A 25386-nucleotide genomic window follows, 5' to 3' on the forward strand; every position below is an offset into this window, starting at 1 on the left:
CTCCGGGACGCGGCCGAGGCAGCCGGCGGCGGGTGGAAGAGCCGGCGGCGGGCGGGAGAGCCGGTGGGCGCGGGGCTCAGAACACGTCCGGGCACCACGGCCGCCGACCCGTACGGAACACGGCGTCCGCCGTCGTCGCCGCACCCGCCCGCAGCTCCTCGGCCCGGCCCAGGTCCACCAGCCGCCGCACGGACTCGTCGCCCAGATACAGCGTCGCCAGCTCGGCCACGTCCAGGGCCAGATCGGCGCTCCGGGTGGTCGGGGCGCACCGGGCGCCGGACGTCGAGGCGTCCAGCAGGAAACGGCCCCCGGCCGGCCCCGCCTCGTCCCGGACCTCCAGGACGAGCGATGCCCCGGTGTCGTAGGTCCGGGCCTCCAGGGCGCGCGGCACGTCCAGCAGCCGCAGCCACAGCCAGTCCGTGTTCGTGATCAGCCGGGCCGCGCGCGGGTCGGGCAGCAGCAGCGGAAGCAGGTCGTCGGGGGCGCGGTAGCCCGAGCGGACCGTGGTGATCCAGTCGACCGAGCAGAGGTAGTGCCACAGGGCCCGCTCGGCCGCCGGGTTCAGCGCGATCAGGTCCCGTACGGAGGCGGTGTTCAGCGGCTGCTTGTTGTCGCCCCACGCGTCGTCCACGCCGTACGTCATCAGGCCGTCGACCCCACCGTCCGCGGCGCGGTGCACGACGTAGAACGGCTCGCTCCACTTCTCGTGCTCCGAGCGGGGCGCGGCCCCCGTGCGCGTCCGCCACCAGCGTTCACCGCGGGTGACGACGCCGGGCTGCCGGGCCGCGAGCGCCGCGTGCACCTCGGGGCCGATCTTGCGGACGTCCGCGCCGTCCACCATCTCGATCCGGCCGCCGCCCGCCGGCTGCCCCGAGCGGCGCGGGTCGAGGCCCGCCCGGTGCACGGAGACCTCCCACACGGAGCTCCAGGCGGCGGGGCCGAAGCCGTACCGCCCGTAGATCGGGTACTCGGCGGCGACCAGCGAGGCGACCGCCTCGCCGCGCTCCCTGGCCGCCGCCAGGTCCGTCGCCATCATCCGGCTGAGCAGTCCGCGCCGGCGGTGCGTGGGCGCCACCGTGACCCCGCTGATCGCGTCGGCCGCCACGGTGGCCCCGCCCACGACGGTCAGCTCCTGGTCGAACGAGCGGAACGTCGCCACGCAGCGCCCGGCGTCGAACACGCCCTGGACCCGGGAGAGATCGGTGCCGACGAGCCGGTCCGCGACATCGTCCTCGCCCGGCCCGCCGGCGGTCAGGAACCCGTTCTGCACCGCCCTCAGCCAGTCGGGGTAGTCGGACGAGGTGACGGTGCGGACATCGAGGCTCATTCCCTCACGCTAGGCACGCGCCCCTCAGAATGTCGCGCGAATTTCCCCGACCTCCGCCGCCCCGCCCAGCAGCGGGGATCGTCCGATCCGGGCGACCACCGGGGCGTCCACGCCCAGCAGCTCCAGGGCACGGGCCAGCACCGGGCCGAGCGCCCGGGCCGACCCGTCGTCGACCTTGAAGGCGAGGGCCCGGCCGTCGGCCAGCGCCACCGCCTGGACCGCCTCGGCGCCCATCTTGGAGAGCGTCCCCGGCACCTCGCGCATCAGCCAGGTGTCCGGACGCCGGGTGCCCGCGACGTACTCCGGGTGGGCGCGCATCGCGTCCGCGACCCGGCGCCCGGCGCTCCCGGGCTCCGCGAGCACGAGCGACCGGAAGGCGCGGGCCAGGCCGGTCAGCCCGATGGCCATCAGCGGGGCCCCGCAGCCGTCCGTGCCGACCGCCGCGACCGGCTCGCCGGCGGCTTCGGCGACGAACTGCCCGACGAGCTGCTGGAGCGGATGGTCCGGGGCGAGGTAGGTCGCGGTGTCCCAGCCGTTGCGGACGCAGACGGCGAGCATGGCCGCGTGCTTGCCGGAGCAGTTCATCGTGATCCGCTCGCGTACGTTCCCGCTCGCGAGGTAGGCCTCCGCCTCCACCGGGTCCAGCGGCAGGTCGGGCGGGGTCTGGAGGTCGGCCGGGCTCAGCCCGTGCTCGGCGAGCATCTTCCGCGCGAGGTCGATGTGGAAGGGCTCCCCGGAGTGGCTCGCGGCGGCCAGTGCCAGCCGTTCGCCCGAGAGGTCGAGACCGGCCCGCAGGATCGCGGCGGCCTGCATCGGCTTGCTGGAGGACCGGGGGAAGACCGGCGCCGCCGGGTCCCCGATCGCCCGCTCCACGCTGCCGTCGGCGGCCAGCAGGACCAGGGATCCCCGGTGGTGCCCCTCCGTGAACCCGGAGCGCACGACCTCGGCCAGGACGGGCGGGGCGGGGGCCGGGGCGGGAGGTACGACGGGCGGGGCGTCGGTGGACGTCATGGTGGCCTTCCGGGGACGGGCGTGCGGGACCCGTGCCCGGAAGGATCGCTTCAGGCGAGCAGGTCGTCTACTTGTGCTTCCCCGTCACGGTACCTGCGGGCGATCTCCGCGCCGCAATCGTCGGCCGTGCGCTGGAGCTCGTGACGGCGGCGGGAGACCTTCTGTTCGTAGCGGACGAGCCGCCCCATCGCCGTGTGCAGTTCCTCGTCCGTCCGGGCGTCCAGATCGGACAGCTCGACCTCGGCGAGGTTCTCGGCGGCGAGCTGCCGGAACTCGTCGCCGCGCGGCGTCGTCAGCGTGACGTGCCGGGCGGAGGTGCGGTGCCGGGACGGGGTGTCGGTCAGGATCTCCGAGAGCCGGCTCACCACCGCCGCGTCCTCCACCGGGGCCTCCGGGTCCCGGCGGCGGGCCAGCTCGGCGCGCAGGATGTCGATCCGTCCCTGCACCAGTCGGCGTACGTAGCTGAGATCGGCCTCGTCGCGCTGGGCGTCCCGCCGCAGCGTCCGCAGCGCCGGCAGCCGCAGCCCTCCGAAGCCCGCGTCGCCGCCGGTCTGCTCGGGCACGGTGGCCGCTGTCGCGGGCGTCGCGGGCGGCAGCGCGGGACCCTGCCCCGGCAGACTGCGCTGTACGGGTGACCGCAGGGTGCTGGTGCGGTGACGTGCGCCCGGTACGGCACCGGGAGATTGTCCGGCTCCATATGTACTCATGCTGTTCCGTCCCCTCGACCGGTGCGTCGGCACACCGACATCGTGCATCGTGCCACTCCGGACGGTGCCGATGCAGGTGCTCTGTACCCGTTCAGCCCAAGATAGGTTGGTCTGTATGCGTGCAGTGGTACAGAGAGTGGACGGCGCGAGCGTCTCCGTCGCGGGTGCGACGGACGACCCCTCGGCCCCCGGGATCGTCGGGGAGATCGTCGGCGAGGGCCTGTGTGTGCTGGTCGGGGTCACCCATGACGACACCCCGGAGAAGGCGGCGCAGCTGGCCCGCAAGCTCTGGTCGGTGCGCGTCCTGGAGGGCGAGAAGTCCTGTTCCGACGTGAACGCCCCGCTCCTGGTGATTTCTCAGTTCACTCTCTACGGGGACGCCCGGAAGGGCCGCCGGCCCACCTGGAACGCCGCCGCGCCCGGCGAGGTGGCCGAACCGCTGGTGGACGAGGTCGTGGCGCGGCTGCGGGCGCTCGGGGCGCACGTGGAGACGGGCCGGTTCGGAGCGGACATGCGGGTCTCGCTCACGAACCACGGCCCGTTCACGGTGATCATCGAGGTGTAGCCGTACGCGGAGTGAGTGCTTACGGCTCGACGACCGTCTCCTGGGCGGCCGCCGTGTCCCCGGCGAGCAGCTCCGCGTCGACGGCCACGTTCCGCTTGACCAGGGCGAGGGCGATCGGGCCCAGCTCGTGATGGCGGGCCGAGGTGGTGATGAAGCCGAGCTGGCGGCCCTCCTGGCCGTCGGCCGCGAGCCGCACCGGCGTCCCGTGTCCGGGCAGGTGCACCTCGCTGCCGTCCAGGTGCAGGAAGACGAGCCGGCGCGGCGGCTTCCCCAGGTTGTGGACGCGGGCGACGGTCTCCTGGCCCCGGTAGCAGCCCTTCTGGAGGTGGACGGCGCCGCCGATCCAGCCCAGCTCGTGCGGGATGGTGCGGTGGTCGGTCTCGAAGCCGACGCGCGGCCGGTGGCCCTCCACGCGCAGCGCCTCGTACGCCAGGATGCCGGCGGCGGGGCCGTGGGCGGCGGCGTACGCCTCCAGGTCGGCACGCGGCAGGAACAGGTCCCGGCCCTGCGGGGTCTCCCGTACGGCCGCTCCGTCCGGGGTCTCGGCGATGGAGCCGGCCGGGAGGTGGACGACGGCGATGTCGGCGGTGCGGTCGGCGACCTCGACCCGGTAGAAGAACTTCATCGACTCCAGGTAGGCGATCAGCTCGCCCTGGGTGTCCGGCTCGACGTGCATCCACACCGTCGTGCCGTCGTCCACCAGATACATCGCGTGTTCGATGTGCCCGTTGGCGGACAGGATGAGCGCCTCGGTGGCCTGGTGCGGCGCGAGGTCGCTGACGTGCTGGGTGAGCAGCAGGTGCAGCCAGCTCAGCCGGTCGCCGCCGGTGACGGTGACGACGCCCCGGTGGGAGAGGTCGACGAAGCCGTTGCCGTCGGCCAGCGCGCGTTGCTCGCGGAACAGGTCGCCGTAGTGCGCGGCGACACCTTCGTCGCGGCCTTCGGCGGGAACGGCACCGGGCAGGGACAGCAAGGGGCTCTTCATGCGCCCAGCCTACGACCTGGCGGACGCGTCCTTCGCTGGCGTGTTCGCACCCGCGTCGGGGGTCCGGTCCTCGGTCCCGCCGACAGCCCCGCCCGCCGCCCCGTCCTTCGCTGCTTTCGCCGCCCCGTCCGTCGCCGCTTTCGCCGCCGCGCAGTCCGCGCAGCGGCCGAAGATCGCGAAGTGCTTCATGTCCGTCTCGAAGCCGAAATCGGCGCGCAGCCTCTCGGTGAACTCGGCGACGACGGAGAGGTCCGCCTCGATGACGTCCGCGCAGTCCCGGCAGACGAGGTGGATGTGGTGGTGCCGGTCGGCCAGGTGGTACGTCGGGGCGCCGTGCCCCAGATGGGCGTGGCTGACCAGCCCGAGCTCCTCCAGGAGCTCCAGGGTCCGGTACACCGTGGAGATGTTCACGCCGGACGCGGTCCTGCGCACCTCGCACAGGATGTCGTCCGGCGTCGCGTGCTCCAGGGCGTCGACCGCCTCCAGGACGAGCTGACGCTGGGGCGTCAGCCGGTAGCCGCGCTGCCGAAGATCGGTCTTCCAGTCGGTGCTCACCACACGCCCAGTGTAGGGCGGGGTGAGCACCGGGAAGCAGCCCCGGATCCGGGCGGGCTCCCTGCCGGAGGAATCCCGGAAGATTCCCTACTTGAAGAACGCGATGCCGTCGTCCGGCATGTCTTCGAGGTTCCGCGCCATCTCGGCGACCTCCTCGGGGGTGACGACCTTCTTCAGGTGCGCCGACATGTACGGACGCAGCTCGACCTCGGGGGTGGCCTTCTCGCCGACCCACATGAGGTCGCTCTTGACGTACCCGTAGAGCCGCTTGCCGCCGCTGTACGGGCCGGAGGCCGCCGTGCGGGCCACCGCGTCGGTGACCAGGTCGATCTGCGGCTTCTGGTCGGCCAGCTCGCCGTACCAGATCTCGATGACGCCCTGGTCGCGGGCCATGACGACCTCGACCTTGCGGTCCTTGTCGATGCGCCAGTAGCCGGTCTCGGTCTCCAGCGGCCGGACCTGCTTGCCCTCGTCGTCCAGGACCCAGGTGTGGGAGACGTACTCCAGGAAGTCACGGCCGTCGTGGCTGAAGGTGACTTCCTGGCCGAAGTTGCACTTCTCGGCGCCGGGGAAGTCGGACACGCCCGCGCCCGCCCAGTTGCCGAGGAGGAAGGCCAGCGGGACGAGGTCCGGGTGGAGGTCGGACGGAATCTCGATCATGAGCGGCTCAGACGATCTGTGAGGGTGCGAGGGGTGGGCGGGGAACCGTGGGAACGGCGAAGGTCAGCGCTGGCCCTGGTACAGCTTCTTCACGGTGATCGCGGCGAAGGCGGTGACGCCCACGCAGACCAGGATCAGCAGGGCGGTGAAGAATGCCTCAAGCACAGGGGGCTCCTCGTGACGAGCGGGTGGCGGCGTTGACAGGGCCGGGCCCCCAGCCTAATGGGTGGGGGCCCGGCCTTCTCGTCCAGGTGAGCCGGGAGGGGCGGGAGGCGCCGGGGAGAGCCGGGAGGCCGTGTCCCGGCCGATTACAGTTCGGGACATGCCGAAGAAGCTTGTGATCAAGGTGACCGCCGGGCCCGAGGCCGCCGAGCGCTGCTCCCAGGCCTTCACCGTGGCGGCCGTGGGCGTCGCCAGCGGTGTGGAGGTCTCGCTCTGGCTGACCGGCGAGTCCTCGTGGTTCGCCCTGCCCGGCCGGGCCGCCGAATTCGAACTGCCGCACGCCGCGCCGCTGCCCGACCTGCTGGACTCGATCCTGGCGGGCGGCCGGATCACCCTGTGCACCCAGTGCGCGGCCCGGCGCGAGATCGGCGAGAAGGACGTGCTGGAGGGCGTACGGATCGCGGGCGCGCAGGTCTTCGTGCAGGAGGCCATGGCGGACGGCGCCCAGGCGCTCGTCTACTGACCGGGCGGGGGCACCCACGACTCGGCAGGGGTCTCCCGCGGCGCGGCCGAGCGCTCCCGTGACTCAGCGCCGCTTCTTGCCGTCCAGCTCGTCCCACCACTCGTCGGACTTCGGGTCGCCGGAGGGGTCGTCCCACCAACGGTCCTCCGGACCCCGCCGGTTGGCGACCACCGCGGCGACGGGCGGGATCACCATGGCGACCACGCACATGCCGATGGCGACCGGCATGGACCACAGGCGCACCACGGCCCAGGCGGATACGAAGAGCGCGACGCATCCGCCCATCATGAGGAAGTAGCTCCGCCTGCGTCGGGCGTACATGCTCCCAGCGTAGGACTCCTCGGCCCCCCCGCCCACCCGGCGGCGGCCCCCGGACGGCACGAAGGGCCGCACCCCGCGTCAGGTGGCGTCCAACCCCCTGGGGTGCGGCCCTTCGGCCGTTCTGCGTGCCGTACGGAACGGCGTGCCGCGGATCGTCGCGGATCAGACGGCGATGGCGACCTCGGAGAGCCCGCCGGTCTGCGCGACGACCGTGCGGTCGGCGCTGCCGCCCGGAACCAGGGCGCGGAGCGTCCAGGTGCCCTCGGCGGCGTAGAACCGGAACTGTCCGGTCGCCGAGGTCGGGACCTCGGCGGTGAACTCGCCGGTCGAGTCCAGCAGCCGCACGTAGCCGGTGACGGGCTCGCCGTCGCGGGTCACGCTGCCCTGGATGGTGGTCTCACCGGGCTTGATCGTCGAAGCGTCGGGGCCACCGGCCTGTGCTCCACACATGGTTCTGTCCTTCTGGTCGGGTCGTGCGGGTCAGTCGGGTCGGTCGGGTCGGTCGGGTCGTACGGTCGTGCGGGTCGTGCGGATTACTTGGCGGGGCCGAGCTCGATCGGCACACCGACGAGGGAGCCGTACTCGGTCCAGGAACCGTCGTAGTTCTTGACGTTCTCCTGGCCGAGCAGCTCGTGGAGCACGAACCAGGTGAGCGCGGAGCGCTCACCGATGCGGCAGTAGGCGATGGTGTCCTTCGCCAGGTCGACCTGCTCGTTCTCGTAGAGGGCCTTGAGCTCGTCGTCCGACTTGAAGGTGCCGTCGTCGTTGGCGTTCTTCGACCACGGGATGTTGCGGGCGCTCGGCACGTGGCCGGGGCGCTGCGACTGCTCCTGCGGGAGGTGGGCCGGGGCGAGCAGCTTGCCGCTGAACTCGTCGGGCGAGCGCACGTCGACCAGGTTCTGGCTGCCGATGGCCTTGACGACGTCGTCGCGGTAGGCGCGGATCGACTCGTCCTGCGGCTTGGCCGTGTACTGCGTGGCCGGGCGCGTCGGGACGGCGTCGGTCAGGTCGCGGGAGTCGAGCTCCCACTTCTTGCGGCCGCCGTCGAGGAGCTTGACGTTCTCGTGGCCGTACAGCTTGAAGTACCAGTAGGCGTAGGAGGCGAACCAGTTGTTGTTGCCGCCGTAGAGGACGACCAGCGTGTCGTTGCCGATGCCCTTCTCGCTGAGCAGCTTCTCGAAGCCGGCCTGGTCGACGAAGTCCCGGCGGACCGGGTCCTGGAGGTCCTTGGTCCAGTCGATCCGGATCGCGTTCTTGATGTGGTTCTTCTCGTACGCCGAGGTGTCCTCGTCCACCTCGACGATGGCGACCTGCGGGTCGTCGATGTGGGCCTCGACCCAGTCTGCGTCTACCAGGACGTCGCTGCGGCTCATGTTGTTCTCCTCCGGGGCAGTCTGCGGCGGGGTGGTGCGAGATGCGGAGTTGCTGGGTGCGGGTGTACGCGCGGAGGCACGGAACGCGGCGCGTACGGGGCACGGGACCGGCCCTGACGACGGTCGAAGGGCCGGGGAGAAACGGGACGGTGCGAACGCCCCGCTCAGAAGGTGCGACAGAGCATGGCGGCGACGCGGCACAGGTCTACTGCCCGCCGCTTCGTGAGATCCGCCTGTCGCTTCATGGGTCCGATCGTAGGGAGGTACGGACGGAGATGTCACCGTCGTGTCGCATGATGAGACGCGATCATCCGTGATGTGAGACGGGCGAGGGATGGGCCGGCCCCGGATCCCGCGCGGCACTCCCCCGGACCTTCCCCGCATCTGCGGACCGGACGCGAGCGTCTCACTATCCGGATCGGCCGCGTCGGTCGCCGGGCAGCGGGGGGGCGAGGGCGGCGGGACAGGGGGCGCAGGAGGGCTTCGGAGGGCGTAAAGGGGCGTAAGCGGGCGTAAGCGCAGTGGTCAGCCGGTCAGGGAGACGTCCGAGCCGGTCACCGATATCTCCAGGCCCTTCTCGGTCACCTTGACCTCGCGGAGCTCCAGGCCCTGCGGAAGCCCGTCGATGTCGCCCTCGAAGTCGGTCTTCTTGCGGACCAGTTCCTCGACTCCGGGAAGTCCCTCGCCCGGCACCTCGTCCGCGCGCACCTTGATCGTCCGACCGTCGACGCGGGTCACGGTGGACAGCACGCTGCGCGAGATCGGCCGGCCGAGGATCTCGACCGTGCCGGTGACCTTCGCCTTGCCCTTGCCGCCGTACTCCACCACGACGCCGTCGCTGGCCGCCGCCGTCAGGTCCTCGTAGCTGACGAGCGCGGTGCCGGTGGCGCGGGCGGCGGTGGCGCTGCGGTAGCCGGCGCCGAGCTTCACGTCGTGCAGCTCGGCCCGGACCTCGCTGACCCGTACCGCGCGGCCGGCGGCGCTGGTCTCCATGCCGGTGAGGTTGACGTCGACCCGGTCCAGCCGCGAACCGGCGAGCTGGGTGAGGAAGGGGAAACCCTTGATCGATATCTCCGTCGTGGCGGGCCCGCCCCCGCTGATCGTGACCCGGTCCTCGGCCTCGGACTCGGCGAACCAGACGGCCGCGCGGTCGACGGCGAGGAAGAGGCCGCCGAGCACCACCACCAGGACCAGCAGTATTCGCAGCGCGCGCATGTGTCGTTCCCCCACCCTGAGCCGATCGGTCCCCCTGGCGCCCGTGAGCCTACTGCCGCAGGACAGGGACGCCCTGGATGATCGACGACCGACGGCCCCCCATCGGTTCCCGAGGGGCCGTCAGCAGCGGCGCCCGTGCCGTGGTCAGCAGCGGCGCCCGGCGGTGGTCAGAGGACGGCGCGGCCGACCAGGTAGACGGCCGGGGCCGCCGCGGCCAGCGGCAGCGCCACCCCGGCGGTCATGTGCACGAACCGGGACGGGTAGTCGTAGCTCGCCACCCGCAGCCCGATGAGCGCGCACCCGGCCGCCGCGAGGCCGATCAGCACGCCCTTCGCGCCGATGTCGATCGAGTGGCCGGTGGCGAGACCCGCGCCCACACCCGCGAGCAGGGCCACCGCGACGGAGGCCGGGCCGGGCAGCGGAAGGGCACGGACGAGCGTGGCCGCCGCGACGGCCACCCCGCCGACCACCACCGCGTCCGGGACCGCCGCGAGGTGTCCGGCCGCGAGCACCGCGAGGGACGCCGAGACGACCGTGGCCATCAGGCCGTACATCCGCTCGTCGGCCCCCGCGTGGCTGCGGAGCTGGAGGACCACGGTGAGCAGCACCCAGACGCCCAGGGTGCCCAGCAGCGCGGCGGGGCCGTGCTCCCGGCCCGCCGCGAGCAGGACGACGTCGGCGGCCAGGCCCCCGGCGAAGGCGAGAGCGATGCCCTGGCGGGCGGGCCACATGCCGTTGAGCCGGAACCATCCGGCGGCCGTCACCGCCTGGAGGAGCACCACCGGGACGAGCAGCGCGTACGGCCCGATCGCCGCGCCCCCCGCGAGCAGCAGGCCGAGCACGGCGGTGAGCGCCGCGGGCCGCATCCCCGGCGCGATGATCGGCGAGCGCCCTTCCGCGCGGGCCCGCTGCGCGTCGGTCATCCGGGCGTTGCCCAGCGTCGTGGGCGCGCTGTAGCCCGTGTCGCCGGCCTCCGGCCGCACGGTCACGGACTCGGGGGCGGGCACGGGCGCGGCGGGCGTGGCGGGCACGGCCGGGACCTCGGGCGGCAGCGGAAAGGAGCCCGAGGCCCCTTGGGGCGGCAGATAGGCGGTGTCGGCCGCCGAGGGCCGGTACGGCTGCTGGTGCTGGTGCTGGTGCTGGTGGTGCTGCTGCTGCTGCGGTTCCTGGTACTGGTGCTGGTGCTGGTTCTGCTGCTGGTGACCCTGGTACTGCCGCGGTTCCTGGTACTGGTTCTGCTGCTGGTGACCCTGGTACCGCTGCGGTTCCTGGTACCGCTGCTGGTACGGAGGGTGCGGCTCCGGTGCCCCGTACGGGCCGGGATACTGCGCGCCGTACGGATCCGGCTGCGGCGCCCCGTACGGTTCCGGCTGCGGCGCCCCGTACGGTTCCGGCTGCCCCGGCTGCCCGTACTCCTGACCCTGACCCTGCGAATGCGCCTGCGCCTGCGCCCGGTGCTGTTCGCCGTCCGGGCGGATCGTCGGCTGGTACTGCGTGTCCCAGGTCGGCGCCTGCCACGTCTGCGTCGCGCCCTGGTCGAAGGCGGCCGGGTCCTGGGGCACGGCGGACTGCCCGGCCGTACCGTCGGGCCAGTGCGGTGACGCCGGCGGCGGCTGCCGCTCGGGGTCGTACGGATGCGGATACTGCTGATCGCTGCTGCTCATGGCCTGCGGTTCACCCTCCTGCGAACGGCGGGAGCACCTCGACCGTGCCGCCCTCGGCAAGGCGTACGGTCTCATGCCCACGGGTCCCGACGGGGTTCCCGTCGACGAGGAACGAGCACCGCCGGAGCACCTGGCCCAGTTCGCCGGGATGCCTCTCGCGCACCGCGTCGAGCGCCTCGGCGAGGGTCTCCGCCGCGTACGGTTCCTCCGCGGTGCCCGCCGCGGCCTTGGCCGCGGCCCAGTAGCGGATCGTCCCCGCTGCCATGGCGCCACTCCTTCGGGTCGGTTCGTCGGACGCCTCGTGCGTCAGCTCTCCATGATGGGTCACGCGGACGGTGCGGCCGTCGCCCAGTCGGCGATGCGGGCCAGCAGGGCGTCGTCCGCCGCGTTCTCGGCATGGCCCATCCCCCGCTCCAGCCACAGCTCCGCGCCGCCCGGAACGGCCGCCTCCGCCAGCATCCTCGGGTGGTCCAGCGGGAAGTACGGGTCCCGGTCGCCGTGCACGAGCAGCAGCGGGGCCGGGGCGATGAGCGGGACCGCGGCGACCGGGGAGAGCGGGACGGGGTCCCAGTCCTCGGTCGCGATGCGGGTACGGAGTCCGTAGCGCCCGACGAGGCGGCCCGAGGGGCGGGTGACCACCCAGTGCAGCCGGCGCATCGGGGCCGTCCCCCGGTAGTACCAGCGGGCGGGAGCGCTGACGGAGACCACTGCGTCCGAGTGCGCCCCCGAACTCCCTGTGCGCCCCACGCGCGCCGGTACCCGCACGGCCGTACGCCCCGTCGAGGATTCCGCGGGTCCGGCCGCGTACAGGGCGCCGTGCCGGAGCACCACCGAGCCGCCCATCGAGAACCCGACCGTCACCACCCGGGAGTGGCCCAGCTCCCGCGCCCAGGCCACCGCCGCGGCCAGGTCCAGCACCTCGCGGTCGCCCACCGTGGAGCGCCCGCCGGACCGTCCGTGGCCCCGGAACGAGAACGTGACCACGGCCGCGCGCCGGGCGAAGACCCGTGCGGCGCGCCGCACGGCGGGACGGTCGGCCGAGCCGGTGAAACCGTGCGCGACGACGATCGCGGGGGTCGCCGCGGGCCCCTCGCCCGCTTCACCCCCCGGCGTGCCGGCACCCGCCGTACACGGTTCGTACACCGCCTCGACCGGTACGCCGTCATCCGTCAGCAACGTGGCGGATCGTGGGGGGCGCGTGAGCAAGGGAACAGAGGAACTCGGGAATCGACCCTCGGACGCGGAACTCATGTGGGCTATTCTGCTGCGAAGAGGATCCGGGCAATGCAGCCCCCGGGTCCTTTTGTGCTTTACCGGCGTTGTTACGACGACGTTTCCACAAGCTCAGCGGTCCCAGGGCGCGGGACCGCACCGTGAAACCCGCATGACGCGGACCGCATGACCGCATGACGTACGAAGCAGTGCCGCATACTCCCCCGGGTCCGCCCCGGGAGTGCCCCTCTCGCAGGGAACGAGGAGGACCGACGTAATGGGCGAGCGAACCGTGCAACACGATCGACCGAACCAGGCAGGTGGCCGGCGATGAGTTCACTGCTGCTTCTGACGAACGCACTCCAGCCGTCGACGGAGGTGCTCCCCGCCCTCGGGCTTCTGCTCCACAGCGTGCGGGTGGCCCCCGCCGAGGGCCCGGCCCTCGTGGACACCCCGGGCGCCGACGTGATCCTCGTCGACGGGCGGCGCGACCTTCCGCAGGTCCGCTCGCTCTGTCAGCTGCTGCGGTCCACGGGGCTCGGCTGTCCGCTGATCCTCGTCGTCACCGAGGGCGGTCTCGCGGCCGTCACCGCCGACTGGGGCACCGACGACGTGCTGCTGGACACGGCGGGACCGGCCGAGGTCGAGGCCCGGCTGCGCCTGGCCATGGGCCGCCGGCAGATCACCTCCGACGACTCCCCGATGGAGATCCGCAACGGCGATCTCTCCGTCGACGAGGCGACGTACAGCGCGAAGCTCAAGGGCCGGGTCCTGGACCTGACCTTCAAGGAATTCGAACTGCTGAAATACCTCGCCCAGCACCCGGGCCGGGTCTTCACCCGCGCCCAGCTCCTCCAGGAGGTCTGGGGCTACGACTACTTCGGCGGTACGCGGACGGTCGACGTCCACGTGCGGCGGCTGCGCGCCAAGCTCGGCCCCGAGCACGAGTCGCTGATCGGCACCGTGCGCAACGTCGGCTACCGCTTCGTCACGCCGGAGAAGGTCGAGCGCGCGGCGGAGGAGGCGAAGGACCGGGCCGCCGCCCAGCAGAAGGCGGCCGGCCCCGCCGCCCGTTCGGATCAGTCCCCGGCTCACGGGGTGACGGAAGAAGCCCCGGTGGAGGCTGCCAAGAGGTAGGTCCATCCGCGTAGACTGCGGCGCGTGGCCAAGGTGACGCGGGACGATGTGGCGAGACTGGCGGGGACGTCGACCGCGGTCGTCAGCTACGTCATCAACAACGGACCCCGGCCGGTCGCCCCGGCCACGCGCGAGCGGGTGCTCGCCGCGATCAAGCAGTTGGGCTACCGGCCCGACCGGGTCGCCCAGGCCATGGCCTCGCGCCGCACGGACCTCATAGGCATGATCGTGCCGGACGCCCGGCAGCCGTTCTTCGCGGAGATGGCGCACGCGGTCGAACAGGCCGCCGCCGAGCGCGGGAAAATGGTGCTCGTCGGCAACTCCGACTACCGCGACGAGCGCGAGGTCCACTATCTGCGGGCCTTCCTCGGTATGCGCGTCTCCGGGCTGATCCTGGTCAGCCAGGGCCCCAGCGAGCGCGCCGCCGCCGAGATCGAGGCCTGGGACGCCCGGGTCGTCCTGCTGCACGAACGCCCCGAGGCGATCGACGACGTCGCCGTCGTCACCGACGACGTGGGCGGCGCCCAGCTCGCCACCCGGCACCTGCTGGAGCACGGCAACGCGTACGTGGCCTGCCTCGGCGGCACGGAGGAGACCCCGGCGGTCGGCGACCCGGTCGCCGACCACGTGGAGGGCTGGCGACGGGCGATGCACGAGTCGGGCCGCTCCACGGAGGGCCGGCTCTTCCAGGCCCCGTACAACCGCTACGACGCCTATCAGGTGGCCCTCGGACTGCTGGCGGGCCCGGACCGGCCCCCGGCGATCTTCTGCGCCACGGACGACCAGGCCTTCGGCGTGCTGCGGGCCGCCCGTGAGCTGCGCATCGACGTGCCGGGCGAGCTGGCGGTGGCGGGCTTCGACGACGTGAAGGAGGCCGGCCTCACCGATCCTCCGCTGACCACGGTCCACTCCGACCGCCCGGCGATGGCGCGGGCGGCGGTGGACCTGGTGCTGGACGACTCGCTGCGGGTCTCGGGATCGCGGCGCGAGCGGCTGAAGCAGTTCCCCTCCGCGCTGGTGGTCCGGCGCTCGTGCGGCTGCGGGGAGCCCCCCGCGTCCGCCTGAACGCCCGCTCCCTCGGATCTTCGGCCCTTCTTCGGATCTTCGGCCCTTACAGCGGGCATACGCGGTTCTTCCGGGCTTCTCAGGACGTACTCAGGCCCTTCTCATCTTCGCCGACCAGCCTGGTGGACATGACGGAGAACCTTCGCCCCAGCGGCGCGTACACCACGGACCAGGACCCGACCCCGTACGGCTTCGGCACGGCGTACGACGGCGCCCCGGGCGGTTACCCGCCGCCGCCTCCGTACGCCCCCACCACCAGGCGCAGGGCCAAGCGGCCCATCGCGCTGCTGGCGGCGGTGGCGCTCGCCGCGGGCGTGATCGGCGGCGGCACCGCCACCCTCGTCGGCCAGCTGAACGGCGGTGGCTCCGCCGCCACCGGCTCCGGCGGCGCGGTCAACGGCACCACCGTCTCGCAGAGCAGCAAGGGCACCGTCTCGGGCGTCGCGGAGGCGGTCTCGCCCGCGATCGTGGAGATCGGCGCGGCCTCGTCGGCGGGCAGTTCCACCGGGTCCGGCGTGGTGATCACCGAGGACGGCGAGATCGTCACCAACAACCACGTCATCTCGGGCGCGCAGCAGATCCAGGTCACCCTCTCCACCGGCAGGACCTATACGGCCGACGTCCTGGGCACCGACCCCGACAAGGACCTCGCGCTCATCAAGCTCCGGGGCGCGAGCGGTCTGAAGACGGCCACGCTCGGCGACTCCTCGCAGGTCAAGGTCGGCGACCAGGTCGTGGCGATCGGCTCGCCCGAGGGCCTGACCGGCACCGTCACCAGCGGCATCGTCTCCGCGCTCGACCGGGACGTCACCGTCGCCAAGGACGACTCCGGCAGTTCGGGACAGGGGCAAGGTCAGGGCCAGGGTCAGGGCGGGCAGGGTGGCGGTCAGCAGTGGCCGTTCGAGTTCGGGGGGCAGCAGTTCAACGGCGACACGGGCGAGGAGACCACCACGTACAAGGCGCTCCAGACCGACGCGTCGCTCAACCCCGGCAACTCCGGTGGTGCGCTGATCAACATGGACGGCGAGATCATCGGCATCAACTCCGCGATGTACGCGCCGAGTTCCTCGGCAGCGGGCAGCGGTTCCGCGGCGGGCAGCGTGGGTCTCGGCTTCGCGATCCCGGTGGACACCCTCAAGGCCGACCTGGACACCCTGCGCGCGGGCGACGGTTCCTGATCCCGCACAGCGCCCCGGCCGTGCAAGGCTGAGGCACCCCCGCAGGGCGGGACGGACCAGGTCGACACGAGAAGAGGACGAGACAGCGATGAGCCCCGCCGAAGACGATCCCCAGCGCATCCTGATCGTCGACGACGAGCCGGCCGTGCGCGAGGCGCTCCAGCGCAGCCTCGCCTTCGAGGGATACGGGACACAGGTCGCGGTCGACGGGTACGACGCCCTGGCGGTGGCCGAGGCCTACGGCCCCGACCTCATCGTCCTGGACATCCAGATGCCCCGGATGGACGGCCTCACCGCCGCCCGCCGCATCCGGGCCACCGGCTCGACCACGCCCATCCTCATGCTCACCGCCCGCGACACCGTCGGCGACCGGGTCACCGGCCTCGACGCCGGGGCGGACGACTACCTGGTCAAGCCGTTCGAGCTGGACGAGCTGTTCGCCCGCATCCGGGCCCTGCTGCGCCGCAGCTCCTACGCCTCCGCGGCGGGCACGGACGCCCCCGACACCGACGTCCTCTCCTTCGCCGACCTGCGGATGGACCTGGCCACCCGCGAGGTCACCCGGGGCGAGCGGCGGGTCGAGCTGACCCGCACCGAGTTCACGCTGCTGGAGATGTTCCTGTCCCACCCGCGCCAGGTGCTGACCCGGGAGCAGATCCTCAAGGCCGTCTGGGGCTTCGACTTCGAGCCGAGCTCCAACTCCCTGGACGTGTACGTGATGTACCTGCGCCGCAAGACGGAGGCGGGCGGCGAGCCGCGCCTCGTCCACACCGTGCGCGGGGTGGGCTACGCGCTGCGCACGGGCGGGAGCGGGGAGGCGTGAGCACGGCGCGGCCCCCCGCGGGCGAGGCCGGGCCCACCGCGAACCGGTTCGTGCGGCGCTTCCGCGCGCTGCCGCTGCGCTCCCGGCTCGCGATGCTGGTAGCTACGGCGGTCGCGGTGGCGGTCGCCGCGGTGGCCGCCGCCTGCTGGCTGACCACCCGGGACCGGCTGACCGAGCAGCTCGACACGACGCTGTCCCAGGTGCGGCCGGACGGGGACGCGATCGGGCTGCTGGCCACGTCCTGCACGAGGGGGCTGGCCGGCGACTTCCAGATCGTGGGCCCGTACACGATCCAGCTGGTGCCGGCCGTGGGCGAGAAGCCGTGCACGGTGCCCGGCAAGTCCGCGATCCCGATCGAGCCGGCCGACCGGGCCGTCGCCGCCGGGCTGCGCGACGACGCCACGCACACCGCGACGGCCGAGGACGGCACGCGGATGCGGGTCTACACCTCGCCCGCGGGACAGGGTCGGCCCGGCGTCGCCGTCTCCGTCGCCGTCTCCATGAAGCAGGTCACCGACCCGCTCAACCAGCTCGCCTGGGTGCTGCTCATCGTCTCCGGCATCGGCGTCCTCGGCGCGGGCGCGGCCGGGCTGTGGATCGCGCGGGCCGGGCTCCGGCCGGTCGACGAGCTGGCCGAGGCCGTCGAGCACGTGGCCCGCACCGAGGACCTGACCGTGCGCATCCCGGTGGCGGGCGAGGACGAGATCGCCCGGCTGTCCAGCTCGTTCAACTCGATGACGGCCCAGCTCGCCTCCTCCCGCGACCGCCAGGCCCAGCTGATCGCGGACGCGGGCCACGAGCTGCGCACCCCGTTGACCTCGCTCCGGACGAACGTGGAGCTGCTGGCCCGCAGCGACGATACGGGCCGGATGATCCCGCCGGAGGACCGCAAGGCGCTGATGGCCTCGGTGAAGGCCCAGATGACGGAGCTGGCCGCGCTGATCGGCGACCTCCAGGAGCTGGCCCGCCCCGACGCGGCCGAGCCGGGCCCGCTCCAGGTGGTGGCCCTGCACGAGATCACCCGCACCGCTCTGCGCCGCGCCCGGCTGCGGGGCCCGGAGCTGACGGTCACGGAGGACCTGGCCCCCTGGTACGTACGCGCGGAACCGGCCGCCCTGGAGCGGGCGATCGTCAACGTCCTGGACAACGCGGTGAAGTTCAGCCCGCCGCGCGGCACGATCGACGTGCGGCTGCACCGGGGCGAGCTGACGGTCCGGGACCGGGGCCCCGGCATCCCCGCCGAGGATCTCCCGCACGTCTTCGAACGCTTCTGGCGCTCCCCGACCGCCCGCCAGCTCCCCGGATCGGGCCTGGGCCTGTCCATCGTGGCCCGTACGGTGCACCAGGCGGGCGGCACGATCGCCCTGCGCCCGGCCCCGGACGACGGCCCCGGCACCGTGGCGGCGCTCACGCTGCCGGGGGCGCCGACGCCGCCGCCGGGGAGGTGATTTTGGGCCGCCCTCCCCTCACCCCGTCGGGTTGTGCCGGATCAGCGACTCCACCAGCCCGGACCGCTGGTTCGGGTAGTCCAGCGGGACGATGCCGAGCCCTGTCCACCCGGCGGTCTCCGCGCGCTCCAGGAAGGAGTGCACCTGCGGGTTGAGGCGGTCGGCGTTCCAGCGGGGCGGCATCAGGGCGGCGGTCGAGACGTAGTTCATGAAGAACCTGCCCGGCTGCTGGGCCGCCTTGCGGAACTGGGCCTCGATCTTCGGGTACTTGGCGAACGGCTCCGCCATGTAGTCGTCCTGGATGTCGAAGAGGGCCTGGTCCCCGTACCGCACTCCGGGGAGCCCTCCGTTGTCGGCGAGCAGCACCACCCTGCCCCGGGCTCCGCCGAGGTCGGGGAGGGCGGCGTCGAGGCGGAACAGCGAGCGCCAGCCGCGCACGTCCAGGTAGTCGTCGAAGACCGCCCGGAACGCGGCGTCGCTCGCGGAGGAGTGCTCCTGCTTGACCCGCATCAGCACGGTCTCGGTCGGACGCGCAGCCAGGAAGTCCCGGCAGGCGACGAGGACGTCGCCGAACATCATGTTCTGGAACGAGGCCCCGTGGTGGATCGCGAACGAGCCGTCGATGAGACGGCACCGTATGTCGAGGAAGCGGACACCGCTGACCAACTGCTGGGCGATCGTGGTGTTCTGGCACTCCGACCAGGGGCCGCCGAACCGGGCCCCCGAATCGTGCGTGCCCGGGATCGTGAGCCGCCGGAGCGCGGTGCCGTCGGGCAGGGCTGCCATCCAGTCCTGCGTTCCGCGGACCGCCCGGCCGGCCTCCCGCGTAGCGGCGACGGCGGGCGCCGCGCCGACGATCGCGGTGGCGGAGACGGCGAGGGCGCCGGCCAGGAAGCCTCTGCGGGAGGGCAAGGAGGGCAAGGAGGGCAGGGAGAGGGGCTCGGGCGTGCGCGCGGGACTGGGGATGAGACGGGCATCGGGGCCGGGGGTGGACATGCGGGGCGCCTCCAAGGGCCGTGGGGGGAGGGGGTGTCTGGCCCCCTGGCCCTTGGATTCTGACGGGCGCACGTCACCTCTGGAAGAGGGCGACCGCCCCCGGCCCCGATACCGGCTCAGCCCGCGTGCTGGTACGAGGGATAGGTGACGTATCCCGTGTCGCCCCCCTGGAAGTAGGTCGCCTCGTCCTCCGGAGCGATCGGCAGCCCGACGCGCATCCGCTCGACCAGGTCCGGGTTGGCGATGAAGGCCCGGCCGAAGCTGATGAGATCGGCGCCCAGCCCCAACCAGCGGTCCGCGTCCGCACGCCCGCCACGCTCGGCCCCCATCGGCAGCACCGGATTCATGATCAGCGTGCCGGGCCACGCCCGGCGCAGGGCGACCAGCACGTCCTCGTCGGCCGTCGCCTCCAGGTGCACATAGGCCGGTTCCAGCCGTGCCAACTCCCGGAGCAGTACGGCGTAGAGCTCGGGTACGTCCCGCTCCTCGACACCCCAGAACGTCCCGCCCGGCGAAAGCCGGATGCCGGTCCTGGCCGCGCCCACGGCGTCGACGGTGGCCGCCGTCGCGTCCACGGCGAACCGCACCCGGTTGGCGAGCGACCCGCTCAATGTGAGGGGCAAGCCCGTACAGCGCCCCACTCGGCGGGGAGCGGAGGGGCCACACCATGCGCATCGGAGAACTCGCGGCCGTCACGGGGGCCAGCGTCCGGTCCCTGCGCTACTACGAGGAGCAGCGCCTCCTGACGAGCCGCCGCAGCCCGAGCGGCCAACGGCACTACACGCACGCCGAGGTCGAGCGGGTCCGCTTCATCCAGCGGCTCTACGCCGCCGGCCTGTCCAGCCGCACCATCACGGAGCTGCTGCCCTGCGTCGAGGCCCCCAGCCAGGAGACCTCCGACGCGGCGATGGAGCGGATGGCGCAGGAGCGGGAGCGGCTCTCCGCGCACATCGACGACCTCCGCTCCACCCGGGACGCCCTGGACGACCTGATGGCCGTCAACCGGGCCCACCGCGGCACGCTGCGCCCGGGGGCGCGAAGTGTCCGCGACAAAGACGGAGCAGGTCGCCTTCCTTAACGGAAAACAGCGGAAGAATATATTCAGCGCGGCCGTTTCCGGAATTTCCGAGCCGCCCTGAAAACCTTTACCGGAGATCTCGAACTGGCCTTATTCTGACACCACTTCGGGACCTCCGGCGCGCGATCGAGCGACGCCCGGACCCCTTTCTCTCCACCCTCCGCGCATTCCGGATCCCGGAATGCGCGGCAATGAGAAGCGAGGAAGACCTGTGCGACGCATGACCTCCGCCCTCCTTTCCCTGAGCGCCCTGCTGACCGCCTCCGTCCTGGCGGCCCCGGCGGCCGGAGCCACCTCGCACGAAGGCCGCCCGGCCGGCAGCGCCACGCGCGAGGCTTCCGCAGGTGGCGCCCCCGCAGGCTGGGAGAAGGTGAACGGCGACGACCTGGCACACATCGCCGAGTCGACCGACAGACAGCAGTCCCTGTCCGCCTCCGGCAGAAGCGCCACCGCCCCGGCCGACGAGTCCGGCCCCATGGCCATCAAGTCGATGCGCAACGGGAAGTTCGCGGTCACCGAGGTGAATTACGCCGCGCCGAACACCGGTGCGGTGCGCGCCCGTTCCACCGACGTCTTCGGCGCCTGGGAGAGCTTCGCGTTCGAGTGGGACGAGGCCAGCCAGACCATCGCTCTCAAGTCCCTCGCGAACAACCGCTACGTGGCGGTCGAAAAGAACTTCACCGGCCAGGCGCAGAACGTGCTGCGGGCCCGTTCGACGACCGCCGGCGGCTGGGAGCGGTTCGTGCTCTATTACAACGAGGACCTGAACCTCTACGCGCTCCAGTCCACCCTGAACAACCTCTTCGTCGCGATGGAGAACAGCTACACGGGTTCGCTCCAGTACACGTTGCGCGCCCGCTCCGCCGACGTCACCGGCTCCTGGGAGCAGTTCGACCTGTACGACATCGTCGGCTGATCCCGCCCGCCCGCGCCCCGGCCTCCGTCAGCATCCGGACGGAGACCGGGGCGCGGCGCGCGCGCCCGGACCACACCGCGAGGGAACGGACCTCCCTCATCGCCCTCAGCCGGTAGCCGTGAACGCGGAGACGCCCTGGCCGCTCAGCTCCTCGACCGCCTCCCGCCGGCCGGACACCGCCAGGAGCAGGGACAGCGCGGGACCCGTCACCTCCGACCCCTCCCCGATCGACAGGTCGGCGTCGGTCGCCGTCAGCCGTACGGACGCCACCGTCTCCTTCGCCCCGCCGAAGGCCGCCGGCGTACGCGCCTGAAGGCGCAGCGCGCGGACCACGGCCTCCTGGGGGTAGGAGCGGACCAGGCCCACCGCACGGCGGATGTCCTCGCCGTGGACGACCTCCTCGACCAGCCGGGTGTCGAGCGGGGCCGGAGGAGTCGTCGTCCGCGACACCACCCGCCGCAGCCGCTCCAGCGTCTCCTGCGGCGACGCCCCACGTTCGCGCTCCACGCCGCGCGCGTTCTGGCGGTCGAAGTCGAACCCCGCCCGCACGAGGCCCGCCACGAAGCCGATCCGCGTCGTACGGGCGGTGTCCACCAGGTGCGCGGCCACATCATGCACCGTCCATCCCTCGCAGAGCGACGGCGCGTCCCACTGCCCGGCGTCCAGCCGCGCGAGGTCGTCGGCCAGCGCGGCGCGCTCGGCGTGCACCATCCGCCAGATCCCGCGCTTCGTGTCGCTCTCCACGGCTGCCTCCACTCGAACCGGTGACCACATCTGCCGTAGGAGACCGGGGGCGCCACCGAAACTCATCGCATCCCGGACCACCGGAAATGGATCAAGAAAGGTGATCTTGTCCAACTGTGTCATGAATTCGTAACAGCGCGCCGACAGTACAACTCCACCGCGTCACGGTCTATCCAACAGGACGTGACCCACGCCACTTCCAGGGGTGGGGATCCGGGCGCCGGACCGGGCGTCCCGCCATGACCGTTCGAGAAACCGGGGAACGACATGACCAACATCCGACGCGCATCGGCCATCGGCGCCGCCGTCACCGCCACCGCCTGCGCCGCGATCGCCCTCGCCCCGGCCGCCGCCGCGGCACCGACGGCCGCGGCACCGAAGGCCGCCGCGGCCGCGAAGTACAACGGCGCCTGCGGGGGCGGCTACTCCGTGGTGAACTCCGCGCAGATCGGCACCAAGGGCACGGTTTTCCTCACGTACAGCTCCGCCACCGGCAGGAACTGTGTGGTGACCGTCCGCACCGCACCCGGGAAGGCCGTGCACATGACGGCCTCGCTCGGGTTCGCCTCTCCCACGACGACGGTCTCGGACACGGGGTACTACACCACGTACGCGGGACCGGTCTATCTCGACGCACGCGGTCTGTGCGTCACGTGGCGCGGCGAGATCTCCGGCGAGGTGGCGGGCAAGAACGGCACCAACTGCGGTTCCCTGGCGGCGAACCGGCACTGAGCCGACGCTGAACGGAAGCCGCCCGGCGGGGGGGGGGGGGCCCCCCCCCCCCCGGGGGGGGGGCGGGGGGCCCCCCCCCCCCCGCCCCGGGCGGCTTCCGTTCAGCAGCCCTTAGCGTGACGCCGCGCACGGGCAGCACCTCGGGGGCAGGACGGACAGCAGGTGCCGGGCAGCCACGGGAAACGCGAGGTGCGGGCGTACGGTCCACTCCGTCCACCGGTCGCCGTGCCCGAGCGAGAACCCGCAGGTACGCCCCCGGTGCAGGGCGGCGATCGCGCGCACGCGGCCTCCGCCGTCGATCCGCTCCAGCGCCTCACGGCGCGCGTCGGGGGTCATGGCCTCCGCGAGAGCACGCGCTTCCGCCTGGAACAGCCGGATCGCCTCCGGCGCGGTGGGCACGGAGTACCGCACGAAGGCGTCGGGGGAGCTGCCGCGTAACAAGGGGTACGTGGACCGCTCGCACCAGTAGGCGTAAAGGGCGGAGCCTTCGGGCCGCGTCGGATCGGGATCGGGGTCGCACATGGCAAGGGCCTCCTGATGTGACACCAGGAACGCCCCCCACCCACGGCCGGCGTGACGAGCTGCGGGAAGGGGGCGCACTGGCTCGCGACTCCCCCAACGGGCGCAGACAGAAGGGGAGTTGTCCGCACACACGGTGGCGGCACAGCAGGAAGCTAGCGTGTGATGTAGCTACGTATCAAGTGTTTGACGTCTAACGGGTGAGAAGAGATCTGGTCGCGCGGAAAGCAAAAGTGGGCGGCCTCCACCTGCGCCGGTGGAGGCCGCCCACTGCCGGAGCACGCACGCTCAGGCCAAGTCGTCGAACTCGCCCTCCTTCGCACCGCCCAGGAACGCCCGAAGCTTGGCGCGCGTGGTGCGGACGACCACGTCGGGGTTGTCGCTCTCACGGAGCAGGATCTCGCCACCACACTCAGCGAGTTCCAGACAGTCGGAGCCCTCCGCATTCGAGGACTTCGATGACTTGCGCCACTGAATTTCCAACATTCTCACGCCTTTATACTTGTCTAGCGATTCCACGAATGAAGTCTCGCGAGCTCTCCGGGTCGAGAGATCTCTCCTCGGTTCGGTCCAGCGCGACTCGCCAGTTCTCCAGACTCGTCTCCGAATCCAGAAAACCCGACCCGGTCGAGGTGTCCGTCTGGACGGTGTCGAGCTGCGGAACGACACCGTAGACGTAGTGTGCCGAACTGCTGGCGTACGGGAAACCGCCCGCCGCGAAGGGGATGGCACGGATAACGACGTTCTCCCGATCCGACTGGCGCAGCAGGTGGTCGAGTTGGCTGCGGGCGACCGCCGCACCGCCATAGGTCATACGCAGCGCAGCCTCGTGGATGAGGAACGTGCAGGAGGCCAGCTCGGCCCGGTCAAGGACATCACGACGTCTCAGCCGGTGCGACAGCTGACGCCGCTGGCGGGCAGGCGTGGGCGGCGGCACGCTCTCCGCGAAGACGGCGCGTGCGTAGTCCTCGGTCTGGAGCAAGCCGGGCATATACATGATCTGGACCGACCTGATGCCGACCGCGTGATACTCCAGCTCCGCCAGATCAAGGGCATCGCTGGTGAGGTGACCTCGATAATCCTCCCACCAGCCGCTTATGCGCTCGGTAGCCATTCCCGCGAGAGCCTCGATATAAGCGTGGTCGGGACACCCGTAGTGGCCGGCCCAGGTACGAATCCGTTCGGCACTGACACCGAACCTTCCGGATTCGATGTTGCTGATGGTGGTGCGGTCCGTACCGAGCATTGCCGCCGCCCCCGTGAGCGACAGCCCTGTGTGCTCACGAATCCGACGCAGCTCGGTACCCACACGGCGCTGACGTGCCGTGGGCGCCTTCCTCGATGGCATCGACCCTCCTCTCGTCGGGTCCCAGTGTGGACCCCCACTCCGTAGGCATCCAAGCCGTCGAGGAAGTTACGAGAAGACGTCTAACGCGTTAGACAATGCGCTACGGTTCGTCGCAGCACCGCGCTACACCTCGGCACCCCCGAAGTGCAGCCGCTTCGACGCGCGTTGACACGCGCGGCGCGGCGGCCATCGCCACGGGCCGGGCTCAGCGCCCCCGTTCACCGCACCGGACCACAAGGGAGACCGACATGACCGCCGTAACCCCAACTCCCGTACACACCAACCCACTCGGCGGAGAGGTCTACCGCCTCACCCTGCCGAACACCGCGAGTGCCCCCCGCATCGCGCGGGACTTCGTCACCTCACTGCTGGAGGTCAGCCGGCACCTCGGGCTGGTCGACGACGCCCGGATCTGCGTGACCGAGCTGGTCACCAACGCTCACCGCCACACCGGTACGCCACTGATCCGGGTCCACGCGGCCGTCAACCGGAAGCGGGTCACCGTCACCGTCACGGACGAGGGAGGCCCGCTCACCGGCGCGCTCGACGCACTGCGGGCGGGCCCGGAAGCAGAGGGCGGGCGGGGGCTCGCCCTGGTGGAGAGCCTGGCGCTGGCCTGGGGGACGCGCGGCGGCGATCGTCAGCACCCCGGGCGCAAGGTCGTCTGGTTCACGCTCGGGCGACCGGAGCCGACCCCGTGAGCGTCGCCCCGTGGGGCGTCACCGTGGCAGCCGTTGTTCTCGGTGCGCTCGCCGCCGGGATCGCCCTCGCGCCGGGGCCCGCCGCGAGGGAAGCGCCGCCTGGTGGCTCTGCGGCGATGCCACCGGCCGCGACTTCATCCCCGGCCAGGCGCTGTGTGCCGGACAGGCCCACGTGCGCGAACACTTCGGCGGCTTCGCGCCCGCCTTCGTCACCCGGCTCGGCTCGACACCGAACTGTCGACCCCTGATCGTGATCGGTGCACCTTGGCCGGAGCGCACGATCAGACGAAGGCCGTCCCGCTGTCCGGCGAACACCCAGGTGAGAGCCGTGGTCGGAGGGGAGGCGGGCACTTCGGCCGGTGTCGCTGGCGGTGCCGCTGTCGGTTCCTCTGCCTGGGGTGTGGCTGTTACGGCGGGTGGT

30 protein-coding genes and 1 pseudogene are annotated in these 25386 nt (G+C 72.2%); 11 read left to right on the forward strand and 20 right to left on the reverse strand.

What is annotated here, in order from left to right; genetic code table 11:
* Nucleotides 1-76: 76 nt before the first annotated feature.
* From ACIRJT_RS27495 to ACIRJT_RS27505, 3 genes are read right to left on the reverse strand one after another with little or no spacing between them, the layout of a single operon-like run.
* The gene (locus ACIRJT_RS27495) at nucleotides 77-1327 is read right to left on the reverse strand and encodes a GNAT family N-acetyltransferase (RefSeq protein ID WP_403914018.1); all 1251 of its coding nucleotides are present in this window, start codon (nucleotides 1325-1327) and stop codon (nucleotides 77-79) included.
* A gap of 24 nt (nucleotides 1328-1351) precedes the next feature.
* Nucleotides 1352-2338, reverse strand: a complete 987-nt coding sequence (locus tag ACIRJT_RS27500; RefSeq protein ID WP_403914021.1) for an asparaginase — start codon at nucleotides 2336-2338, stop codon at nucleotides 1352-1354.
* A gap of 50 nt (nucleotides 2339-2388) precedes the next feature.
* Nucleotides 2389-3045 carry an ABC transporter substrate-binding protein gene (locus ACIRJT_RS27505; RefSeq protein WP_403914022.1) on the reverse strand — a complete coding sequence of 219 codons (657 nt, stop codon included), beginning with the start codon at nucleotides 3043-3045 and terminating at the stop codon, nucleotides 2389-2391.
* A 115-nt stretch (nucleotides 3046-3160) separates the two neighbouring features.
* Between ACIRJT_RS27505 and dtd the strand changes: the two genes are divergently transcribed.
* The gene (gene dtd, locus ACIRJT_RS27510; RefSeq protein WP_371624377.1) at nucleotides 3161-3610 is read left to right on the forward strand and encodes a D-aminoacyl-tRNA deacylase; all 450 of its coding nucleotides are present in this window, start codon (nucleotides 3161-3163) and stop codon (nucleotides 3608-3610) included.
* Between the two features lie 19 nt (nucleotides 3611-3629).
* Here dtd and ACIRJT_RS27515 read toward each other — a convergent pair whose 3' ends face one another.
* From ACIRJT_RS27515 to ACIRJT_RS27525, 3 genes are all read right to left on the reverse strand, one after another.
* Nucleotides 3630-4595: a YgfZ/GcvT domain-containing protein gene (locus tag ACIRJT_RS27515; RefSeq protein ID WP_403914025.1), complete on the reverse strand. Its 966-nt coding sequence runs from the start codon at nucleotides 4593-4595 to the stop codon at nucleotides 3630-3632.
* Nucleotides 4596-4604: 9 nt separating this feature from the next.
* Complete coding sequence (locus tag ACIRJT_RS27520) at nucleotides 4605-5153, reverse strand: Fur family transcriptional regulator (protein WP_403914027.1); 549 nt, start codon at nucleotides 5151-5153, stop codon at nucleotides 4605-4607.
* A gap of 84 nt (nucleotides 5154-5237) precedes the next feature.
* Nucleotides 5238-5810 (reverse strand): FABP family protein, encoded by a 573-nt coding sequence (locus ACIRJT_RS27525; RefSeq protein ID WP_047177390.1) that lies wholly within the window; start codon nucleotides 5808-5810, stop codon nucleotides 5238-5240.
* Between the two features lie 322 nt (nucleotides 5811-6132).
* On the opposite strand from ACIRJT_RS27525, the gene ACIRJT_RS27530 reads away from it, so the two are divergent.
* On the forward strand, nucleotides 6133-6495 hold the full coding sequence (locus tag ACIRJT_RS27530) for a DsrE family protein (protein WP_403914030.1): 363 nt from the start codon (nucleotides 6133-6135) through the stop codon (nucleotides 6493-6495).
* A gap of 63 nt (nucleotides 6496-6558) precedes the next feature.
* On the opposite strand, the gene ACIRJT_RS27535 is transcribed toward ACIRJT_RS27530, so the two are convergent.
* From ACIRJT_RS27535 to ACIRJT_RS27570, 8 genes are all read right to left on the reverse strand, one after another.
* On the reverse strand, nucleotides 6559-6816 hold the full coding sequence (locus ACIRJT_RS27535) for a DUF3099 domain-containing protein (RefSeq protein WP_403914033.1): 258 nt from the start codon (nucleotides 6814-6816) through the stop codon (nucleotides 6559-6561).
* 162 nt (nucleotides 6817-6978) lie between these two features.
* Entirely contained in the window at nucleotides 6979-7266 is a 288-nt protein-coding gene (locus tag ACIRJT_RS27540; protein WP_003968135.1) for a DUF1416 domain-containing protein, read from the reverse strand.
* Nucleotides 7267-7349: 83 nt separating this feature from the next.
* Entirely contained in the window at nucleotides 7350-8189 is an 840-nt protein-coding gene (locus ACIRJT_RS27545; protein ID WP_215110756.1) for a sulfurtransferase, read from the reverse strand.
* Nucleotides 8190-8353: 164 nt separating this feature from the next.
* The gene (locus tag ACIRJT_RS27550; RefSeq protein WP_350310325.1) at nucleotides 8354-8434 is read right to left on the reverse strand and encodes a putative leader peptide; all 81 of its coding nucleotides are present in this window, start codon (nucleotides 8432-8434) and stop codon (nucleotides 8354-8356) included.
* 280 nt (nucleotides 8435-8714) lie between these two features.
* A complete protein-coding gene (locus ACIRJT_RS27555) occupies nucleotides 8715-9404 on the reverse strand; it encodes a DUF2993 domain-containing protein (RefSeq protein ID WP_403914037.1) in 690 nt (229 codons plus the stop codon).
* 167 nt (nucleotides 9405-9571) lie between these two features.
* A complete protein-coding gene (locus ACIRJT_RS27560) occupies nucleotides 9572-11068 on the reverse strand; it encodes a hypothetical protein (protein WP_403914039.1) in 1497 nt (498 codons plus the stop codon).
* Nucleotides 11069-11078: 10 nt separating this feature from the next.
* The gene (locus ACIRJT_RS27565) at nucleotides 11079-11333 is read right to left on the reverse strand and encodes a MoaD/ThiS family protein (RefSeq protein ID WP_403914040.1); all 255 of its coding nucleotides are present in this window, start codon (nucleotides 11331-11333) and stop codon (nucleotides 11079-11081) included.
* A gap of 59 nt (nucleotides 11334-11392) precedes the next feature.
* On the reverse strand, nucleotides 11393-12319 hold the full coding sequence (locus tag ACIRJT_RS27570) for an alpha/beta hydrolase family protein (RefSeq protein ID WP_403914042.1): 927 nt from the start codon (nucleotides 12317-12319) through the stop codon (nucleotides 11393-11395).
* A 291-nt stretch (nucleotides 12320-12610) separates the two neighbouring features.
* Between ACIRJT_RS27570 and ACIRJT_RS27575 the strand changes: the two genes are divergently transcribed.
* From ACIRJT_RS27575 to ACIRJT_RS27595, 5 genes are all read left to right on the forward strand, one after another.
* Nucleotides 12611-13417 (forward strand): winged-helix domain-containing protein, encoded by an 807-nt coding sequence (locus ACIRJT_RS27575; protein WP_403914044.1) that lies wholly within the window; start codon nucleotides 12611-12613, stop codon nucleotides 13415-13417.
* A gap of 24 nt (nucleotides 13418-13441) precedes the next feature.
* A complete protein-coding gene (locus ACIRJT_RS27580; protein WP_215110868.1) occupies nucleotides 13442-14482 on the forward strand; it encodes a LacI family DNA-binding transcriptional regulator in 1041 nt (346 codons plus the stop codon).
* 128 nt (nucleotides 14483-14610) lie between these two features.
* Nucleotides 14611-15660: a S1C family serine protease gene (locus ACIRJT_RS27585; protein ID WP_403914048.1), complete on the forward strand. Its 1050-nt coding sequence runs from the start codon at nucleotides 14611-14613 to the stop codon at nucleotides 15658-15660.
* A gap of 88 nt (nucleotides 15661-15748) precedes the next feature.
* On the forward strand, nucleotides 15749-16483 hold the full coding sequence (locus ACIRJT_RS27590) for a response regulator transcription factor (RefSeq protein ID WP_403914050.1): 735 nt from the start codon (nucleotides 15749-15751) through the stop codon (nucleotides 16481-16483).
* A complete protein-coding gene (locus tag ACIRJT_RS27595; RefSeq protein ID WP_403914052.1) occupies nucleotides 16480-17931 on the forward strand; it encodes an ATP-binding protein in 1452 nt (483 codons plus the stop codon). Before ACIRJT_RS27590 ends, ACIRJT_RS27595 begins: the two co-directional genes overlap by 4 nt.
* 18 nt (nucleotides 17932-17949) lie before the next feature.
* Here ACIRJT_RS27595 and ACIRJT_RS27600 read toward each other — a convergent pair whose 3' ends face one another.
* Nucleotides 17950-18927 (reverse strand): phosphatidylinositol-specific phospholipase C, encoded by a 978-nt coding sequence (locus ACIRJT_RS27600; RefSeq protein ID WP_403914054.1) that lies wholly within the window; start codon nucleotides 18925-18927, stop codon nucleotides 17950-17952.
* Nucleotides 18928-19043: 116 nt separating this feature from the next.
* Nucleotides 19044-19532 (reverse strand): annotated as a pseudogene (locus ACIRJT_RS27605) (alkene reductase); the annotation flags it as partial.
* A gap of 62 nt (nucleotides 19533-19594) precedes the next feature.
* On the opposite strand from ACIRJT_RS27605, the gene ACIRJT_RS27610 reads away from it, so the two are divergent.
* Together ACIRJT_RS27610 and ACIRJT_RS27615 are read left to right on the forward strand one after the other, a co-directional pair.
* Nucleotides 19595-20005 carry a MerR family transcriptional regulator gene (locus ACIRJT_RS27610; protein WP_403914056.1) on the forward strand — a complete coding sequence of 137 codons (411 nt, stop codon included), beginning with the start codon at nucleotides 19595-19597 and terminating at the stop codon, nucleotides 20003-20005.
* 220 nt (nucleotides 20006-20225) lie between these two features.
* Entirely contained in the window at nucleotides 20226-20921 is a 696-nt protein-coding gene (locus ACIRJT_RS27615) for a fascin domain-containing protein (protein WP_403914059.1), read from the forward strand.
* Nucleotides 20922-21026: 105 nt separating this feature from the next.
* On the opposite strand, the gene ACIRJT_RS27620 is transcribed toward ACIRJT_RS27615, so the two are convergent.
* Nucleotides 21027-21665: a maleylpyruvate isomerase family mycothiol-dependent enzyme gene (locus ACIRJT_RS27620; protein ID WP_403914061.1), complete on the reverse strand. Its 639-nt coding sequence runs from the start codon at nucleotides 21663-21665 to the stop codon at nucleotides 21027-21029.
* 267 nt (nucleotides 21666-21932) lie between these two features.
* Between ACIRJT_RS27620 and ACIRJT_RS27625 the strand changes: the two genes are divergently transcribed.
* On the forward strand, nucleotides 21933-22397 hold the full coding sequence (locus ACIRJT_RS27625; RefSeq protein WP_403914063.1) for a spore-associated protein A: 465 nt from the start codon (nucleotides 21933-21935) through the stop codon (nucleotides 22395-22397).
* Nucleotides 22398-22508: 111 nt separating this feature from the next.
* Here the strand turns inward: ACIRJT_RS27625 and ACIRJT_RS27630 are convergent, their stop codons facing one another.
* From ACIRJT_RS27630 to ACIRJT_RS27640, 3 genes are all read right to left on the reverse strand, one after another.
* Nucleotides 22509-22919 (reverse strand): hypothetical protein, encoded by a 411-nt coding sequence (locus ACIRJT_RS27630; protein ID WP_403914065.1) that lies wholly within the window; start codon nucleotides 22917-22919, stop codon nucleotides 22509-22511.
* A 285-nt stretch (nucleotides 22920-23204) separates the two neighbouring features.
* Complete coding sequence (locus ACIRJT_RS27635) at nucleotides 23205-23402, reverse strand: DUF397 domain-containing protein (protein ID WP_403914067.1); 198 nt, start codon at nucleotides 23400-23402, stop codon at nucleotides 23205-23207.
* 10 nt (nucleotides 23403-23412) lie between these two features.
* Nucleotides 23413-24264 (reverse strand): helix-turn-helix domain-containing protein, encoded by an 852-nt coding sequence (locus tag ACIRJT_RS27640; RefSeq protein WP_403914069.1) that lies wholly within the window; start codon nucleotides 24262-24264, stop codon nucleotides 23413-23415.
* Between the two features lie 248 nt (nucleotides 24265-24512).
* On the opposite strand from ACIRJT_RS27640, the gene ACIRJT_RS27645 reads away from it, so the two are divergent.
* A complete protein-coding gene (locus tag ACIRJT_RS27645; protein ID WP_403914071.1) occupies nucleotides 24513-24965 on the forward strand; it encodes an ATP-binding protein in 453 nt (150 codons plus the stop codon).
* The last annotated feature ends 421 nt before the right edge of the window (nucleotides 24966-25386 follow it).

This window comes from Streptomyces sp. NPDC102283, from assembly GCF_044766265.1.
In the GTDB taxonomy this organism is placed as follows: Bacteria; Actinomycetota; Actinomycetes; order Streptomycetales; family Streptomycetaceae; genus Streptomyces.

Excerpts from the sequence above, each read along its gene's own strand:
- ACIRJT_RS27495 (WP_403914018.1), bottom strand. The coding sequence starts at position 1,327 with ATGAGCCTCGATGTCCGCACCGTCACCTCGTCCGACTACCCCGACTGG.
- ACIRJT_RS27500 (WP_403914021.1), bottom strand. The coding sequence starts at position 2,338 with ATGACGTCCACCGACGCCCCGCCCGTCGTACCTCCCGCCCCGGCCCCC.
- ACIRJT_RS27505 (WP_403914022.1), bottom strand. The coding sequence starts at position 3,045 with ATGAGTACATATGGAGCCGGACAATCTCCCGGTGCCGTACCGGGCGCA.
- dtd (WP_371624377.1), top strand. The coding sequence starts at position 3,161 with ATGCGTGCAGTGGTACAGAGAGTGGACGGCGCGAGCGTCTCCGTCGCG.
- ACIRJT_RS27515 (WP_403914025.1), bottom strand. The coding sequence starts at position 4,595 with ATGAAGAGCCCCTTGCTGTCCCTGCCCGGTGCCGTTCCCGCCGAAGGC.
- ACIRJT_RS27525 (WP_047177390.1), bottom strand. The coding sequence starts at position 5,810 with ATGATCGAGATTCCGTCCGACCTCCACCCGGACCTCGTCCCGCTGGCC.
- ACIRJT_RS27530 (WP_403914030.1), top strand. The coding sequence starts at position 6,133 with ATGCCGAAGAAGCTTGTGATCAAGGTGACCGCCGGGCCCGAGGCCGCC.
- ACIRJT_RS27535 (WP_403914033.1), bottom strand. The coding sequence starts at position 6,816 with ATGTACGCCCGACGCAGGCGGAGCTACTTCCTCATGATGGGCGGATGC.
- ACIRJT_RS27540 (WP_003968135.1), bottom strand. The coding sequence starts at position 7,266 with ATGTGTGGAGCACAGGCCGGTGGCCCCGACGCTTCGACGATCAAGCCC.
- ACIRJT_RS27545 (WP_215110756.1), bottom strand. The coding sequence starts at position 8,189 with ATGAGCCGCAGCGACGTCCTGGTAGACGCAGACTGGGTCGAGGCCCAC.
- ACIRJT_RS27550 (WP_350310325.1), bottom strand. The coding sequence starts at position 8,434 with ATGAAGCGACAGGCGGATCTCACGAAGCGGCGGGCAGTAGACCTGTGC.
- ACIRJT_RS27555 (WP_403914037.1), bottom strand. The coding sequence starts at position 9,404 with ATGCGCGCGCTGCGAATACTGCTGGTCCTGGTGGTGGTGCTCGGCGGC.
- ACIRJT_RS27560 (WP_403914039.1), bottom strand. The coding sequence starts at position 11,068 with ATGAGCAGCAGCGATCAGCAGTATCCGCATCCGTACGACCCCGAGCGG.
- ACIRJT_RS27565 (WP_403914040.1), bottom strand. The coding sequence starts at position 11,333 with ATGGCAGCGGGGACGATCCGCTACTGGGCCGCGGCCAAGGCCGCGGCG.
- ACIRJT_RS27570 (WP_403914042.1), bottom strand. The coding sequence starts at position 12,319 with ATGAGTTCCGCGTCCGAGGGTCGATTCCCGAGTTCCTCTGTTCCCTTG.
- ACIRJT_RS27575 (WP_403914044.1), top strand. The coding sequence starts at position 12,611 with ATGAGTTCACTGCTGCTTCTGACGAACGCACTCCAGCCGTCGACGGAG.
- ACIRJT_RS27585 (WP_403914048.1), top strand. The coding sequence starts at position 14,611 with ATGACGGAGAACCTTCGCCCCAGCGGCGCGTACACCACGGACCAGGAC.
- ACIRJT_RS27590 (WP_403914050.1), top strand. The coding sequence starts at position 15,749 with ATGAGCCCCGCCGAAGACGATCCCCAGCGCATCCTGATCGTCGACGAC.
- ACIRJT_RS27600 (WP_403914054.1), bottom strand. The coding sequence starts at position 18,927 with ATGTCCACCCCCGGCCCCGATGCCCGTCTCATCCCCAGTCCCGCGCGC.
- ACIRJT_RS27610 (WP_403914056.1), top strand. The coding sequence starts at position 19,595 with ATGCGCATCGGAGAACTCGCGGCCGTCACGGGGGCCAGCGTCCGGTCC.
- ACIRJT_RS27615 (WP_403914059.1), top strand. The coding sequence starts at position 20,226 with ATGACCTCCGCCCTCCTTTCCCTGAGCGCCCTGCTGACCGCCTCCGTC.
- ACIRJT_RS27625 (WP_403914063.1), top strand. The coding sequence starts at position 21,933 with ATGACCAACATCCGACGCGCATCGGCCATCGGCGCCGCCGTCACCGCC.
- ACIRJT_RS27630 (WP_403914065.1), bottom strand. The coding sequence starts at position 22,919 with ATGTGCGACCCCGATCCCGATCCGACGCGGCCCGAAGGCTCCGCCCTT.
- ACIRJT_RS27635 (WP_403914067.1), bottom strand. The coding sequence starts at position 23,402 with ATGTTGGAAATTCAGTGGCGCAAGTCATCGAAGTCCTCGAATGCGGAG.
- ACIRJT_RS27640 (WP_403914069.1), bottom strand. The coding sequence starts at position 24,264 with ATGCCATCGAGGAAGGCGCCCACGGCACGTCAGCGCCGTGTGGGTACC.
- ACIRJT_RS27645 (WP_403914071.1), top strand. The coding sequence starts at position 24,513 with ATGACCGCCGTAACCCCAACTCCCGTACACACCAACCCACTCGGCGGA.